Source organism: Pseudomonas sp. NBRC 111143 (assembly GCF_001320965.1).
Lineage (GTDB): Bacteria > Pseudomonadota > Gammaproteobacteria > Pseudomonadales > Pseudomonadaceae > Aquipseudomonas > Aquipseudomonas machongensis.
The window spans coordinates 17943-31857 of sequence record NZ_BCBT01000041.1; the positions used below are offsets into that span (position 1 = coordinate 17943).

Below are 13915 nucleotides of genomic sequence, written 5' to 3' on the forward strand. Positions count from 1 at the left end.
TCTACCTGTAGGCTGCCGCCCGGACTCTCTAGGATTTCGGGTCGGCCGGGAAGATTCATCCCCTGCCACAGGGGGTTATTGAGGAGCTCGCATGACCAAACAACACGCCTTTACTCGGGAAGACCTGCTGCGCTGCAGTCGCGGTGAGCTGTTCGGCCCCGGTAATGCGCAACTGCCCGCCCCGAACATGCTGATGGTAGACCGCATCACCCACATCAGTGAGGAAGGCGGCAAGTTCGGCAAAGGTGAATTGGTCGCCGAGCTGGATATCACTCCAGACCTGTGGTTCTTCGCCTGCCACTTCGAAGGCGATCCGGTGATGCCGGGCTGCCTGGGCCTCGACGCCATGTGGCAGCTGGTTGGCTTTTTCCTCGGCTGGCAGGGCCTGCCGGGCCGCGGTCGCGCACTGGGTTCGGGCGAAGTGAAGTTCTTCGGCCAGGTGCTGCCTACCGCCAAGAAAGTCACCTACAACATCCATATCAAGCGCGTCCTGAAAGGTAAGCTGAACATGGCCATCGCCGATGGCTCGGTCAGCGTCGACGGTCGCGAGATCTACACCGCCGAAGGCCTGCGGGTCGGCGTGTTCACCTCCACTGACAATTTCTAAGGGTTATTCGCATGCGCCGCGTCGTTATCACTGGTCTGGGCATCGTTTCGTGCCTGGGCAATGACAAAGCTACCGTCACCGAAAACCTGCGCAACAGCCGTCCGGGTATCCGTTACAACCCGGAATACAAGGAAATGGGGCTGCGTAGCCAGGTTTCCGGCTCTATCGACCTGAACCTTGAAGAGCTGATCGACCGCAAGGTCTATCGCTTCGTTGGTCACGCCGCCGCCTACGCCTACCTGGCGATGCAGGACGCGATCAAGGACGCAGGCCTGACCGAAGAGCAGGTGTCCAGCCCACGCACCGGCCTGGTTGCAGGTTCCGGCGGCGCTTCGACCCTGAACCAGATGGAAGCACTGGACACCCTGCGCGAGAAAGGCGTCAAGCGTGTCGGCCCGTACCGTGTCACCCGTACCATGGGCAGCACCGTATCGGCGTGCCTGGCTACCCCGTTCAAGATCAAGGGCATCAACTACTCGATCTCGTCGGCCTGTGCCACCTCCGCACACTGCATCGGCACCGCGCTGGAGCAGATCCAGTGGGGCAAACAGGACATCGTCTTCGCCGGCGGCGGTGAAGAAGAGCACTGGAGCCAGTCGTTCCTGTTCGATGCCATGGGCGCCCTGTCGACCAAGCGCAACGAAACCCCTGAGCTGGCCTCGCGCGCCTACGACGCTGACCGTGATGGCTTTGTCATCGCTGGCGGTGGCGGCATGGTGGTGGTCGAGGAGCTGGAACACGCCCTGGCCCGTGGCGCCAAGATCTACGCCGAAATCGTCGGCTACGGCGCGACTTCCGATGGTTACGACATGGTTGCCCCAAGTGGCGAAGGCGCGATCCGCTGCATGCAGCAGGCGCTGTCCACCGTCGACACCCCGATCGACTACCTGAACACCCACGGCACCTCGACGCCGGTCGGCGACGTCGCTGAAATGAAAGGCGTGCGCGAAGTGTTCGGCGACAAGGCACCCAAGATCAGCTCGACCAAGAGCCTGTCCGGCCACTCACTGGGCGCCGCTGGCGTGCACGAGGCGATCTACTGCCTGCTGATGATGGAAAACAACTTCATCGCCGGCTCCGCCAACATCGACGAGCTGGACCCAGAGGTCGCCGACCTGCCGGTACTGCGTCAGACCGAAGAAAACGCCAAGATCGACACGGTCATGAGCAACAGCTTCGGCTTCGGCGGCACCAACGCCACCCTGGTGCTCAAGCGCTGGACTGGCAAGTAAGACGCTGCTGCGACAACGAAAACGCCCCGACTGGTTCGGGGCGTTTTCATTTGTGTTGCCTGCGAAAGGGTCGGAAGCTCAACGCTGCCTGGGCAGCACCGCAAGGAAATTATCCCTCGCCACCTTGCGCGCCACGGCTTCAGGCAACGCATCCAGAAAAGGCGCGAATCCGTGCATCTGCTCGCCGACACTGCCGAACTTGCCCACCACATCCGAACCCAGCATGAATCGATCGGGGAAGCGCTCGACCAGCGCCAGCCACGCCTTGCGGGGCTGGCCCTGCTCATCCAGCAGATAGGGCTTCAGTACACTCCACGACAGGTCGATGTACAGATTCGGATAAGCCTCGAGCATGCGCGCAAGCGTTGGCAGGATGAAGTCCATCTGCGTCTGGTGACGATGGATCTCCATGCTGGTACCGGCATGGGCCCAGATGAAACGCGTATGGGGGTGATTGCGCAGCGGCTCCTCGATCTCCGCCAGGTACAACGGGTTACGCTCACGCTTGGAGGTGATGTTCGAATGCACCAGCACCGGCAAGTCACGCTCGGCTGCCAGGTGATAGATGCGGGTCATCGCTTCGTTGTTGGCTCTCGGCGTGTCACCGCTGGTCAGTGCAGTGAGGTCATCATGCCGGGTGAACACCTCTCCGATGCCCTGCCAGAACCCCGGATGCAAGTCGAGCATGCGCTCGATGTGGCTGACCGCGTTCTTGTCCACCGGGTTGAAACCCGACAGGAATGGATGAAAGCGTTTCTGCTGCTCGGCCGGCAACTTCTGCACCGCTGCCACTACATGGATATCGGTAGCGCTGAACCAGTAGGCATCAGCGTCGTCGCCCGCGTAATAGCGTGGGCGCTTGGGTTCATCCTCATGCCATTTCTTCGCCACCGGGATACCGGAAATCATTGCGTGCTCGACGCCGGCCTCGTCCATGGCTTTCAGCAGTGCAGGCATGCCTTCGGTTTCCTGGAAGAAGTCGACGTAATGCAGATGGGCGTCACTGTAGCGGTAGTCGCGCGCTTGCGCCGCCTGGCACAGGCACCCGGATAACACGATGCAGGCCAGCACTCTGGCAATCATGGAGCAGCTTCCTTGTTCCAGTCAGGAACAGGGTAGACCCGCGCGCCTGCAAGACGGTTCAGCACGCCGCCGCGACCCGCTATGCTAGGCGCACCCCCTGCCCGTCCGGAGCCCGACCATGAGCAGCCCCCTGATCATCCGCCCACGTGCCGAATCAGTGGAGGGCCAACCGATCCTGCGTCCGCTGCCATCGGCTCAGTGCCGCAGCGTCGGCCCCTTCGTGTTCTTCGACCACATGCTGGAAACCGACTATGCACCCGGCAACGGCATGGACATCCGCCAGCACCCGCATATCGGCCTGTCGACCCTGACCTACCTGTTCGAAGGAGAGATCCTGCACAAGGACAGCCTGGGCTCGAATCAGCGCGTGCTACCAGGTGACGTCAGCTGGATGACTGCCGGACGCGGCGTGGCCCATGTGGAACGTACGCCGGCACAAGCCTTCGCCGAGGGCTCGCGGCTGCACGGCCTACAGGTGTGGCTGGCATCGCCCAAGACGCACGAACAGGGCGATCCGAGCTACAGCTACCACCCCGCAAGCAGCTTGCCGGTGAGTGACAACCTGGGGGTACGCATCCGCCTGATCGCCGGCACCGGATTCTGCCTGGAGTCGCCAGTACCGGTGCTCTCTCCTACCCTCTACGCCCAGGTGCAGATGCAGGCGGCAACCTCGCTGATCGTGCCGAACGAGCACGCACAACGAGCACTGTACCTGCTCGACGGCGAGCTGGTGCTAAACGGCGACGAGGTAGAGGCGTGCAGCCTGGTGGTGCTGCCAGAGGGCGAAGCCGTGGAGCTGTATGCCGAAGGCGAGTGCCAGTTCGTGCTGATAGGCGGCGCGCCGCTGGACGGACCCCGGCGGATGAACTGGAATTTCGTTGCCAGTGATCCGCAGTTGATCGAACAGGCCCGGGCACGCTGGGCGGCAGGTGACTGGCCGCAGGTGCCGGGGGAGACCTCCCAGATCGAGCTACCTCGCTAGGTTGGGCCGCTTCGCGGCCGTTCGCCGGCAAGGCCGCTCCCACAAGGATGGAGCAACCCTGACAAGCAGCGCTGCACCTGTGGGAGTGGGCTTGCCCGCGAAGGGCTGCATAGCAGCCCCAATACACTGTCAGTGTGTAAACACTTCTTCCAGCAGATTGTGCATCGCACGGAAGGCCCGCTCCGAGGTGCGACGGTCGTACTGCATCTTGCCCGGCACGTTGGCATTCGGGTCGGTAAACGAATGTACCGCACCGCCATAGCTCAACAGTTGCCAATCGACCTTGGCAGCGTTCATTTCAGCCTCGAACGCCGGCAGTTGCTCCTGGGGCACCAGCGGGTCGGAAGCACCGTGGAGCACCAGCACCGAGCCCTTGATGCGCTTGGCATCTTCAGGGTTCGGCGTGTCCAGGGTGCCGTGGAACGACACCGCCGCTTTCAGATCAGCGCCGGTACGTGCCAGCTCCAGGGCGCAGCAGCCGCCGAAGCAGAAACCAAAGGTACCTACCTTGCCCGGCGCCAGCAGCGCCTTGGACTGCCCGAGCAATTGCGCCAGGGCTTCCTGCATGCGCTTGCGCAACTCGGCGCGGTCATTTTTCAGCGGCATCATCGCCGCACCGGCCTCATCGGCGCTCGACGGACGCACGCCCTGGCCATACAGGTCGGCGATCAGCACCACATAGCCCTTCTCGGCCACTTCCTTGGCGATTCGCTCGGCACCTTCGCCGATGCCCATCCAATTCGGCGCCATCACCAGCCCTGGCCGCCCCAACGCCCCCGGCTCGTAAACCAGACGGCTTTCATAGCCTCTGCCGGAAACGTGATAGACCAGCGACTCGACGATTACCTTGCTCATCAAACTCCTCCTGAACCTGGAACTGTTCCGTATCACGACGTTAGTGTGTACGGTCCCCGGTACAAAAGGCTAGCCGATGCTGGCGATCTTTCATGATTGCACAGGCACCGGTGCAGCGCCGAGCAAGCGCCAGGCGACCACCAGCGCCAAGCCCACGCACACCGCTCCCGCCAGATACACCGACGCCACGCCCCAGGTACTGGCCAGCACGCCAGCCAGGGGGCTGGCAATGCCCAGCGCGATATCGAGAAACGCCACATAAGCGCCCATGGCCAGGCTACGGGTCTGCGGGGGCGCGCGACGCACCGCCTCCACGCCGAACGCTGGAAACGCCAGCGAGTAGCCAAAGCCGGTCAAGGCCGCCCCCAGGTAGGCAACCGCTTCGCTCGCCGCGCCCCAGATGAGCAATTGCCCGATCAGCTCGACTGCCACGCTCACCAGCGCGACGCGCGCGCCACCGATCTTGTCCGGAAGATGGCCGAAGAGGATCCGCGCAACGATGAACGCGACGCCGAAGGCAGTGAATGCCAGCGACGCATCGCCCCAGTCGCGGGCAGCGAACAAGAGAGCGATGAAGGCCGTTATCAAGCCGAAACCGACACTGGACAAGGCAAGGCCAAGACCCGGCGTCAGCACCGCCCCCAGCACCTGGTAGAAGGGTGTACGACGGGTCGCAGTCGGCGCCACACCACGTACACCCATGACGCCAGCAAGTGCAAGCAGCGGGATGGCGATGGTCGCCAGGCTGATCCCAAGGAACCCCCACTGCGCCGCGATCATGACCCCTATCGGAGCGCCCAGCGCATAAGCCGCGAAGATCGCGATACCGACCCAGACCATCACCTTGCCGGCATTCTGTGGCCCTACCCGCCCGACCGCCCAGCCCAACGCCCCGGTCACGATCAGGCTTTCGCCGAGAGCCAGCAGGATGCGACCGAGCAGCAGCAGCCATACAGACGCCTGCGCACTGCTCAGAAACAGCAGCGAGGCCAGGTACGCCAAGCCCGATGCTGCGGCAAACAGCAATCCGAGGAGCACCGCCCGCTTGGCGCCGCGCACATCGGCAAAATTGCCGGCCCAGGCCCTGGAAAGCAGGGCGGCGATGAACTGGCTGCCCACCACCAGCCCGATCACGACCGTGCCCATGCCGAGCCGGTCATGCAAGTGCAAGGGCAATACCGGCATTTGCACGCCGATGGTGAGGAAGCCGATGAAGACGGCCAGGGTGATCGGCAGCAGCGTCAGAAATACACTGCCTGCCGCTGATGGCGAGAAACGCAAGGATTGTTGATTCATTGGGATGATCTTCGTCATGGAATACTGCGGGCACCTTTGCGGTCCCCGGGTTGGTAGGGCTCAGTCGGCGTGATAACCGGGTTGATCGAGCTCGGTGAGCAGGTCGGGCCAGCCGGGTTGCCAGCCCAGCAGCCAGCGAGTGCGGGCGCTGGAGGCCGCCATATCGGCCCCGGCCATCATGGCGAACCAGCCAAAGTGTTCTGCGGGGCGCGGTTCCACCGGCACACCCAACTGGCGCCCGATCACCTGGGCTATCGCCTTGAACGGCACGGCCTCGTCTGCTACGGCGTGGTACACCGGTTGGCTGACGCCTTCCTCCAGGGCCAGGCGGTACAGACGCGCAGCATCCTGGCGGCGCACACCCGACCAGCAATTGCGTCCCTCACCGATGTACGCCGAAACTCCGCTCTGGCGTGCCAACTTCGCCAGGATAGGCACGAAGCCGTGGTCACCCAGACCATGCACCGAGGGCGGCAGGCGCACGGTGGCAGCACGCACACCGCACTCGGCCAAGGCTCGTGCCGCCGCTTCGGATTGGCGCAGCCCGCCGGAAACCGGCCTGTCCGCTTCGACCGCATGACGCGGCAGGCCGGAAAGGCCCGAGGTCACCAGCAAAGGCCGTTGCGAGCCCTGCAATGCACTGCCCAGCACGTCTATCACCTGACGGTCCTGCTCACAGTTTGCGGCGAACCGGGAAAAGTCGTGGTTGAACGCGGTATGGATCACCGCATCGGCCGAAGCTGCTGCCTGGCGCAGGGCATCGTGGTCATCGAGGGTCGCGCAGAGTACGCCTGCCCCCGTGGAAGCCAGGGCGGCGGCCTTCTCGCTGGAGCGGGCAAGCCCGGTGACGCGATGACCGGCCTCGATCAAATCACGGGTCACCGCCGAGCCCAGCCAGCCCGTGGCACCGGTTACGAATACATGCATGAGCTACTCCTGAAGCGATGGTAAACCTGACTGATTCGTCGTATCAGGAGCAAATGGTACGGCCGATGTTCCAGGTTGGATAATCGCCAGGAGAGTCGCATTAGCCATGCAAAACAACCCATTGATAAATATCGATTCATGGGAAGAAATCGACATTCGGGATCGCATTTGCAGTCGCATTTGCGACCAGGCATCGGGTTGAATCAGGCGAACCCGCCCACCTAAGATGCGCACAAATCATCACATCAGCGCCATGGACATGACCCGCAAACGCCCACAGATCACCTCGCGCAAGCACCCTCAGCAGGCCCGCTCGACCGAGCTGGTCTCTGCGATCCTGCAGGCCGCCACGCAGGTGCTGGCCGATGAAGGCGTCACCCGCTTCACCACGGCGCGGGTAGCGGAAAGAGCCGGCGTGAGCGTGGGATCGCTGTACCAGTACTTTCCAAACAAGGCGGCGATCCTGTTCCGGCTGCAGGTCGAAGAATGGCGCGAAACCAGCGAGATGCTCAGCAGCATTCTCGAGGATGTCGGCAAACCCGTATTCGAGCGTCTGCGCATGCTGGTGCAGGCGTTCATTCGCTCGGAGTGCGAGGAGGCGTCGATGCGCGTGGCACTGAACGATGCAGCCCCCCTTTACCGCGATGCGCCGGAGATCCAGCAGGCGCGCGCGGCGGCAGACCTGACCTTCGAGCGTTTCATCGAGGAAGTGCTGCCCCAGGCCAGTGCTCAGACCCGGGCCCTGGCAGGCGAGCTGATCGTCAGCACCTTCGCCAGCGCTGGCAAAAGTTTCTCGGAACAGCCGCGCACCGAGGCGCAGATCAAGGCCTACGCCGATGCGATGGCCGATATGTTCTGCGCATACCTGACAAGCTTGCGCTAGCGCTCGGCGGGCACAAAAAAACCCGCCGAAGCGGGTTTTTTCATGAAGCTCGAACTCAGGCCGACAGCTCGACCAGCAGCTTGTTCAAGCGACGTACATACGCCGCCGGATCCTTCAGGCTGTCACCGGCAGCCAAGGCCGCTTGGTCGAACAGGATGTGCGACAGCTCCGAGAAGCGGTCCTCGCTCTGCTCGTTGTCGAGCTTCTCGATCAGCGGATGAGTCGGGTTGAACTCGAAGATCGGCTTGGAATCCGGCACTTTCTGCCCACTGGCCTCGAGGATCTGGCGCATCTGCAAGCCCAGGTCCTGCTCGCCAATGGCCAGGATCGCCGGGGAGTCGGTCAGGCGGTGGGAAACGCGGACTTCAGCCACGCTGTCACCCAGCGCACTCTTCAGACGCTCGACCAGCCCTTCCTTGTCCTTGGCGACTTCTTCCTGGGCCTTCTTGTCCTCTTCGGAATCCAGCTTGCCCAGGTCCAGGTCGCCACGCGCGACGTCAACAAAGCCCTTGCCTTCGAACTCGCTCAGGTAGCTCATCAGCCACTCGTCGATGCGATCGGTCAGCAGCAGCACTTCGATACCTTTCTTGCGGAAGACTTCCAGGTGCGGGCTGTTCTTCACCTGCGCATACGACTCACCGGTGAGGTAGTAGATCTTGTCCTGGCCTTCCTTGGCGCGGGCCAGGTAGTCCGCCAGGCTGACGCTCTGTTCGCCGCTGTCGTCGTGGGTGGAGGCAAAGCGCAGCAGGCCTGCGATCTTCTCCTTGTTGGCGAAGTCTTCCGCCGGGCCTTCCTTCAGCACCTGGCCGAAGTTCTTCCAGAAGCCTTTGTACTGCTCGGGCTCGTTCTTGGCCAGCTTCTCCAGCATGTCCAATACGCGCTTGGTCAGGGCCGACTTCATCGAGTCGATGATCGGGTCTTTCTGCAGGATTTCACGCGACACGTTCAGCGACAGGTCGTTGGAGTCGACCACACCCTTGATGAAGCGCAGGTACAGCGGCAGGAACGACTCGGCCTGGTCCATGATGAACACGCGCTGCACATACAGCTTCAAGCCGCGCGGCGCTTCGCGCTGGTACAGGTCGAAGGGGGCGCGGGCCGGTACGTACAGCAGCGAGTTGTACTCGAGCTTGCCTTCGACCTTGTTGTGGCTCCAGGCCAGCGGGTTCTCGAAGTCATGGCCGATGTGCTTGTAGAACTCTTGGTATTCCTCGTCCTTGATCTCGGTACGCGAACGGGTCCACAGGGCGCTGGCGCGGTTGACGGTTTCCCATTCCTCGGCCGGCTGTTCTTCGCCTTCGGCGGCAGCAGCCTGCTCCTTGGGCAACTGGATCGGCAGGGCAATGTGGTCGGAGTACTTCTTGACCACGTTGCGCAGACGCCAGCCGTCGGCGAACTCCTGCTCGTCCTTCTTCAAGTGCAGGACGATGCGAGTGCCGCGCTGCGGCTTGTCGATGGTGGCGACTTCGAAGTCGCCCTCGCCTTTGGACGACCAGTGCACGCCTTCGGCTGCAGGTGCGCCGGCACGACGGCTGAAGACATCGACCTTGTCGGCGACGATGAAGGCAGAGTAGAAGCCCACACCGAACTGACCGATCAGGTGCGAATCCTTCTTCTGGTCGCCGGTGAGGTTCTTCATGAAGTCGGCGGTGCCGGACTTGGCGATGGTGCCCAGGTGCGCGATGACATCAGCGCGGCTCATGCCGATACCGTTGTCCTCCAGCGTCACGGTGCCAGCGTCCTTGTCGAAGCTGACGCGAATCTTCAGATCGGCATCGCCCTCGAGCAGCTCAGGCTTGGCCAGGGCTTCGAAACGCAGCTTGTCGGCAGCGTCAGAGGCGTTGGAGATCAGCTCGCGAAGGAAGATCTCCTTGTTCGAGTACAGCGAATGGATCATGAGGTGCAGCAGTTGCTTGACCTCGGTCTGGAAGCCCAGGGTTTCTTTTTGAGTCTCCACACTCATCGTCTTCAAACTCCGATCTGTTGGTCATTGCACCCGACGGCAATTGCGCATGGCCGGGCAGATGTTCAGCAGATGGGGGCATGTCCGACTATTTCAAGGGCTTATGCGGTTCGATCTTGAAATGCGCCCGGGCAGTGGCGATAGGCGAGTCGCGATCGCCTTGCCAGGCGGTGATCGCCACGTTGGTCACTCGACGGCCCTGGCGCCAGAGCTGGCACTGGGCGTAGGTGTCGCGATAGTGGCCGGCGCGCAGGTAGTCGATGGAAAAGTCGATGATCTTGGGAATACTGAGGCTCTCGCTGAAGATCAGCAGATAGAGCGCCGCCGAGAGTTCCATGAATCCTGCAATCACGCCGCCATGGATGGCTGGTAGCAAAGGGTTACCGATGTTGTCCTGATTGGCCGGCAGGCGGAACAGCAGATCATCGCCCTGGCGCTCGCATTCGATGCCGATCAGCCCGGCATAGGGAATCAGCGCCAGCAACGGCGCATAGTCGCCGCGGGCGTGGGCCTGAGTCAGCTGCTTGCGAACTTCCTCGGGAATCATGCCCTGCCCTCCTTGAGGCCGCTGCCGAAACGGATACCACCACGGGCCTCCTGCCCAAGACGCATGAAGGTGCCGACCACCTGACAGATCGGCTGAGCAGGGTCGTCCTGATAGGCCGTGCCGCGGGTGAAGATCACATCACGCGTGACGCGATAACACTGGGCATGGCCATGGATGTCCTTGCCAGGCTGCGCAGGATGCATATAGTCGATACGCAGGTCCAGGGTCGGGCAGACTTCGAACTGCGGCAGTACACAAAGGGTGGCCATGCCGCAGGTGGTGTCCATCAGCGTGGTCAGCACGCCGCCATGGACGGCGCCAGTCTGTGGGTTGCCAACGATCGCTGCCGACCAGGGCAGTATCAGGGTCATGCCCTCGGCATCAGCGTGATGGACACGCATCTGCAACACCTGGCAATGCCTGAGCGCTGAAAGAAAACGTCCAGCCATCGCCATCAAGGCCGTCTCACTCATGGTCCGCATACTCCTTGCCGACTCGACATTTCACAAATCAACGGAAAAGTCGATATAGAACGGGGTGTTATATATCTTCAACCTGCGTTGAACTTATGGCTGGCGGATGGACTCGAAGGTTTCAAGTAAGTTATTCCACCAAGGAGAAACACCCCATGCGTAAACCTTTTGCTTTTGCTCTGATGCTGGCCGCTGCCATGGGCCTGGCTGCTTGCGACAAGGCGAGCGAAGACAAAGCCCAGGACGCACAGCAACATGCCGAGCAAGCCCAGGAGAAGATGGGCGAGGCTCAGGATAAAGTGAACGAGGCCGCCAAGGAAAACGCCGAAGCCGCCAAAGATCAGGCCGAAGCGCAGCAGAAAGCCGCCGAGGAAGCCCAGCCTTCCACTCCGGCACCTTCCACTGCTCCGGCCGAACCTGCCAAGCAGTAATTATGCTGAACGGAAAAACCCGACTAGCGTCGGGTTTTTTTGTGCCTGCAACTAACTGATGAAACGCTTCAGTGAGTGTTTATCAATTCAGATGTACCGAAGTGTCCTTGCTCGCTTCGCCCTGCACACTTTCGGTGGGTGTGAAGACCATCACTTCCAGTACATGGGAGTGGAACTCCCGTCGGTACAGAATGAATACGACTCCGATACTCAGCACCATGAACATCCACGGACTGACGAACCAACTGAGCATGGCCATGCCGAAGTAATACGAGCGCAGCCCCAGGTTGAACTGGTTGGCCGCCAGCGAAAGCACCCTCGCCGCGCGTGAAGCGAAGGCTTTGCGCTCCAGCTCGCTGACCTGCCGCTCACCGATCATCGGCGCCGAACCCACCAACACCGCAGCGAAATTGTATTGGCGCATGCACCAGCTGAAGGTGAAGAAGGCATAGACGAACACCAGCGCCAGGCACAGCAGCTTGATCTCCGACATCCCCTGCGAGGCCTGCTGCACCAGCGGCAGGTCGGCCAGCAGCGACAGCGCGCGATCGGAGGCGCCGAGCACGGTGAGGATACCTGCCAGGATGATCAGGGTGCTCGAGGCAAAAAACGAGGCATTGCGCTCCAGGTTGCCGATCACGCTGGCGTCGGCGATGCGGTTGTCGCGCAGCAGCATACGGCGCATCCAGTCTTCCCGGTAGAGATGCAGGACGCTGGCCAGGCACGCTGTGTCGCGCCCCTTCCAGGTGGCGTAGCGGGTGTAGCCGCCCCAGCATAGCGCGAACCAGGCGATGGCCAGCAGGTTGTGGAGATTGCTTTGGATGAAGGTCATGCCGGGTTCCAGAGGCCAGGTGCATGGAAAGGTTAGAATCCGAATTCGACGTTGGCTATCGGCGAAAGACACATGCGGGCTCTGAAAACCTCGTTGCCAACAAAAAGCCCCGCATCCTTTCGGATACGGGGCTTCGGGTTCAAACACCCAGCAAGTGCCAATGGGCTTGTGGCCAGCACTGCTGCAGGCTTCAACCCATCAGGCCAGCGCCTCGCGTGGCTTGCCGAGCAGACGATCACAGACCACCGCGGCGGCCAGGGCGATCACCGAAGGCACCAGCCAGGCTAAGCCCTGCTCGCTCAGCGGCAAGTGCGCCACCGCGTCCGGCAGGATGTGCGCCAGGCTGCTGCCCTTGATCGCATCGACCATGCCGAACAGCAGCGAAACGAGCATGACCGGCGCGAGAATGCGTACCGGCGAGTTCCACAGGTCCTTCACGAAGCTCAGGCCCACGACCACGATGCATGGCGGGTAGATGGCGGTCAGCACCGGGATCGAGAACATGATCAGCTTGGTCAGGCCCAGGTTCGAGATCAGCAGCGAGAAGCCCGCCAGGATCACCACCAGGGCACGGTACGACAGCGGCAGGATCTGGCTGAAGTACTCGGCACAGGCGCAGGTCAGGCCCACGGCAGTGACCAGACAGGCCAGCGCGATCAGCACGGCCAGGAAACCACTGCCCAGCGAGCCGAAGGTGTGCTGCACGTAGGCATGCAGAACCGCAGCACCGTTGCTCGCATTCGCAGCGATCTCATGGCTGCCGGCGCCGAGGCGGAACAGGCTGATGTAGACCAGGGCCAGGCCGACACCGGCGATCAGGCCGGCGATGATGGCGTAGCGAGTGATCAGCTTGGGCGACTCCACACCGCGCGAGCGAATGGCGTTGACGATGACGATGCCGAACACCAGGGCACCGAGGGTATCCATGGTCAGGTAGCCATTGATGAAGCCTTGGGAGAACGGAGCTGCGACGTAAGCTGGCTGCGCGTCACCAATCGAGCCCGCTGGCAGCGCGAAGGCAGCAATGCCGAGCACCGCCAGGGCGATGATCTTCAACGGTGCCAGGAAGCGACCGACGGTATCGAGCAGCTTGCCCGGATACATCGACACGGCCAGCACCACAGCGAAGTACACCAGGCTGTAGATGAACAGCGCCAGCGGGCTTTCACCGGTCAGTGGCGCCACACCCACCTCGAACGAAACGGTCGCGGTGCGCGGGGTAGCGAACAGCGGGCCGACCGAGAGGTAGCAGACTGCCGCCAACAGGCCGCCGAAGAACTTGCCGATCGGGCTGCTCAGGGCATCCATCCCGCCACCGACCTTCGCCAGGGCAACCACGGTAATGACTGGCAGACCCACGGCGGTGACCAGGAAGCCCAGCGCCGCCATCCACACGTGCGGACCGGACTGCAGACCAACGATAGGCGGGAAGATGATATTGCCCGCACCGACGAAAAGCGCGAACGTCATAAAGCCAAGCGCCAGGATGTCCTGGCCTTTTAACACTTTCATTTAAGGAAGTACCACACTGCTGAAATCGGGATTCGAGAAGGGATTTCCACATGGATGAGGGAAATGCTGCCCGGCTTGATGAGCCAGACCCGTTTAGCGTGTCGTTCCCTTTTGGGGTACGGGCACAGAGTGAACGCGTAGGTTACAGAATTTGCCGGGCAAACGCACTGCAATGGTGCTGGTTGTCCGATGTGCGTATGTGTTTGTCGTCTGCGTGACCGAGGATGGCTGGATTATCCTCGGATTGAAACCATCGTCTGCTGGAAAAATCCTATGGGCCCGATCGAATAAT

14 protein-coding genes are annotated in these 13915 nt (G+C 62.0%); 5 read left to right on the forward strand and 9 right to left on the reverse strand.

Annotated features, from left to right (window positions below):
• Nucleotides 1-91 precede the first annotated feature (91 nt).
• Together fabA and fabB are read left to right on the forward strand one after the other, a co-directional pair.
• Nucleotides 92-607: a 3-hydroxyacyl-[acyl-carrier-protein] dehydratase FabA gene (gene fabA, locus APH44_RS20135; protein WP_054894238.1), complete on the forward strand. Its 516-nt coding sequence runs from the start codon at nt 92-94 to the stop codon at nt 605-607.
• 11 nt (nt 608-618) lie between these two features.
• Entirely contained in the window at nt 619-1839 is a 1221-nt protein-coding gene (gene fabB, locus APH44_RS20140; protein ID WP_054894239.1) for a beta-ketoacyl-ACP synthase I, read from the forward strand.
• A gap of 78 nt (nt 1840-1917) precedes the next feature.
• Here fabB and APH44_RS20145 read toward each other — a convergent pair whose 3' ends face one another.
• On the reverse strand, nt 1918-2922 hold the full coding sequence (locus APH44_RS20145; protein WP_054894240.1) for an amidohydrolase family protein: 1005 nt from the start codon (nt 2920-2922) through the stop codon (nt 1918-1920).
• A gap of 118 nt (nt 2923-3040) precedes the next feature.
• Between APH44_RS20145 and APH44_RS20150 the strand changes: the two genes are divergently transcribed.
• Nucleotides 3041-3904 (forward strand): pirin family protein, encoded by an 864-nt coding sequence (locus APH44_RS20150; RefSeq protein WP_054894241.1) that lies wholly within the window; start codon nt 3041-3043, stop codon nt 3902-3904.
• Nucleotides 3905-4033: 129 nt separating this feature from the next.
• Here APH44_RS20150 and APH44_RS20155 read toward each other — a convergent pair whose 3' ends face one another.
• The 3 genes from APH44_RS20155 to APH44_RS20165 all read right to left on the reverse strand — a co-directional run bounded on the left by APH44_RS20155 (nt 4034) and on the right by APH44_RS20165 (nt 6982).
• Nucleotides 4034-4759 (reverse strand): dienelactone hydrolase family protein, encoded by a 726-nt coding sequence (locus APH44_RS20155; protein ID WP_054894242.1) that lies wholly within the window; start codon nt 4757-4759, stop codon nt 4034-4036.
• A 90-nt stretch (nt 4760-4849) separates the two neighbouring features.
• Nucleotides 4850-6055, reverse strand: a complete 1206-nt coding sequence (locus tag APH44_RS20160; RefSeq protein ID WP_054894243.1) for an arabinose transporter — start codon at nt 6053-6055, stop codon at nt 4850-4852.
• Between the two features lie 60 nt (nt 6056-6115).
• Nucleotides 6116-6982, reverse strand: a complete 867-nt coding sequence (locus APH44_RS20165; RefSeq protein ID WP_054894244.1) for an SDR family oxidoreductase — start codon at nt 6980-6982, stop codon at nt 6116-6118.
• A gap of 226 nt (nt 6983-7208) precedes the next feature.
• On the opposite strand from APH44_RS20165, the gene APH44_RS20170 reads away from it, so the two are divergent.
• On the forward strand, nt 7209-7865 hold the full coding sequence (locus APH44_RS20170; RefSeq protein WP_371105606.1) for a TetR family transcriptional regulator: 657 nt from the start codon (nt 7209-7211) through the stop codon (nt 7863-7865).
• A gap of 55 nt (nt 7866-7920) precedes the next feature.
• Here APH44_RS20170 and htpG read toward each other — a convergent pair whose 3' ends face one another.
• From htpG to APH44_RS20185, 3 genes are all read right to left on the reverse strand, one after another.
• Nucleotides 7921-9828 (reverse strand): molecular chaperone HtpG, encoded by a 1908-nt coding sequence (gene htpG, locus APH44_RS20175; protein ID WP_054894245.1) that lies wholly within the window; start codon nt 9826-9828, stop codon nt 7921-7923.
• A gap of 88 nt (nt 9829-9916) precedes the next feature.
• Complete coding sequence (locus tag APH44_RS20180) at nt 9917-10375, reverse strand: PaaI family thioesterase (protein WP_054894246.1); 459 nt, start codon at nt 10373-10375, stop codon at nt 9917-9919.
• Nucleotides 10372-10848: a PaaI family thioesterase gene (locus tag APH44_RS20185; protein ID WP_054894247.1), complete on the reverse strand. Its 477-nt coding sequence runs from the start codon at nt 10846-10848 to the stop codon at nt 10372-10374. Before APH44_RS20185 ends, APH44_RS20180 begins: the two co-directional genes overlap by 4 nt.
• Before the next feature lie 155 nt (nt 10849-11003).
• Between APH44_RS20185 and APH44_RS20190 the strand changes: the two genes are divergently transcribed.
• Nucleotides 11004-11279 (forward strand): hypothetical protein, encoded by a 276-nt coding sequence (locus APH44_RS20190; protein WP_054894248.1) that lies wholly within the window; start codon nt 11004-11006, stop codon nt 11277-11279.
• An 82-nt stretch (nt 11280-11361) separates the two neighbouring features.
• On the opposite strand, the gene APH44_RS20195 is transcribed toward APH44_RS20190, so the two are convergent.
• Nucleotides 11362-12111 (reverse strand): DUF599 domain-containing protein, encoded by a 750-nt coding sequence (locus tag APH44_RS20195; RefSeq protein ID WP_054894249.1) that lies wholly within the window; start codon nt 12109-12111, stop codon nt 11362-11364.
• A gap of 198 nt (nt 12112-12309) precedes the next feature.
• On the reverse strand, nt 12310-13623 hold the full coding sequence (gene brnQ, locus APH44_RS20200; RefSeq protein ID WP_054894250.1) for a branched-chain amino acid transport system II carrier protein: 1314 nt from the start codon (nt 13621-13623) through the stop codon (nt 12310-12312).
• Between the last annotated feature and the right edge of the window lie 292 nt (nt 13624-13915).

Bases quoted from the DNA above. Each gene is read 5' to 3' on its own strand.
- fabA (WP_054894238.1), top strand. From the start codon at position 92: ATGACCAAACAACACGCCTTTACTCGGGAAGACCTGCTGCGCTGCAGT.
- fabB (WP_054894239.1), top strand. From the start codon at position 619: ATGCGCCGCGTCGTTATCACTGGTCTGGGCATCGTTTCGTGCCTGGGC.
- APH44_RS20145 (WP_054894240.1), bottom strand. From the start codon at position 2,922: ATGATTGCCAGAGTGCTGGCCTGCATCGTGTTATCCGGGTGCCTGTGC.
- APH44_RS20150 (WP_054894241.1), top strand. From the start codon at position 3,041: ATGAGCAGCCCCCTGATCATCCGCCCACGTGCCGAATCAGTGGAGGGC.
- APH44_RS20155 (WP_054894242.1), bottom strand. From the start codon at position 4,759: ATGAGCAAGGTAATCGTCGAGTCGCTGGTCTATCACGTTTCCGGCAGA.
- APH44_RS20160 (WP_054894243.1), bottom strand. From the start codon at position 6,055: ATGAATCAACAATCCTTGCGTTTCTCGCCATCAGCGGCAGGCAGTGTA.
- APH44_RS20165 (WP_054894244.1), bottom strand. From the start codon at position 6,982: ATGCATGTATTCGTAACCGGTGCCACGGGCTGGCTGGGCTCGGCGGTG.
- APH44_RS20170 (WP_371105606.1), top strand. From the start codon at position 7,209: ATGCGCACAAATCATCACATCAGCGCCATGGACATGACCCGCAAACGC.
- htpG (WP_054894245.1), bottom strand. From the start codon at position 9,828: ATGAGTGTGGAGACTCAAAAAGAAACCCTGGGCTTCCAGACCGAGGTC.
- APH44_RS20180 (WP_054894246.1), bottom strand. From the start codon at position 10,375: ATGATTCCCGAGGAAGTTCGCAAGCAGCTGACTCAGGCCCACGCCCGC.
- APH44_RS20185 (WP_054894247.1), bottom strand. From the start codon at position 10,848: ATGAGTGAGACGGCCTTGATGGCGATGGCTGGACGTTTTCTTTCAGCG.
- APH44_RS20190 (WP_054894248.1), top strand. From the start codon at position 11,004: ATGCGTAAACCTTTTGCTTTTGCTCTGATGCTGGCCGCTGCCATGGGC.
- APH44_RS20195 (WP_054894249.1), bottom strand. From the start codon at position 12,111: ATGACCTTCATCCAAAGCAATCTCCACAACCTGCTGGCCATCGCCTGG.
- brnQ (WP_054894250.1), bottom strand. From the start codon at position 13,623: ATGAAAGTGTTAAAAGGCCAGGACATCCTGGCGCTTGGCTTTATGACG.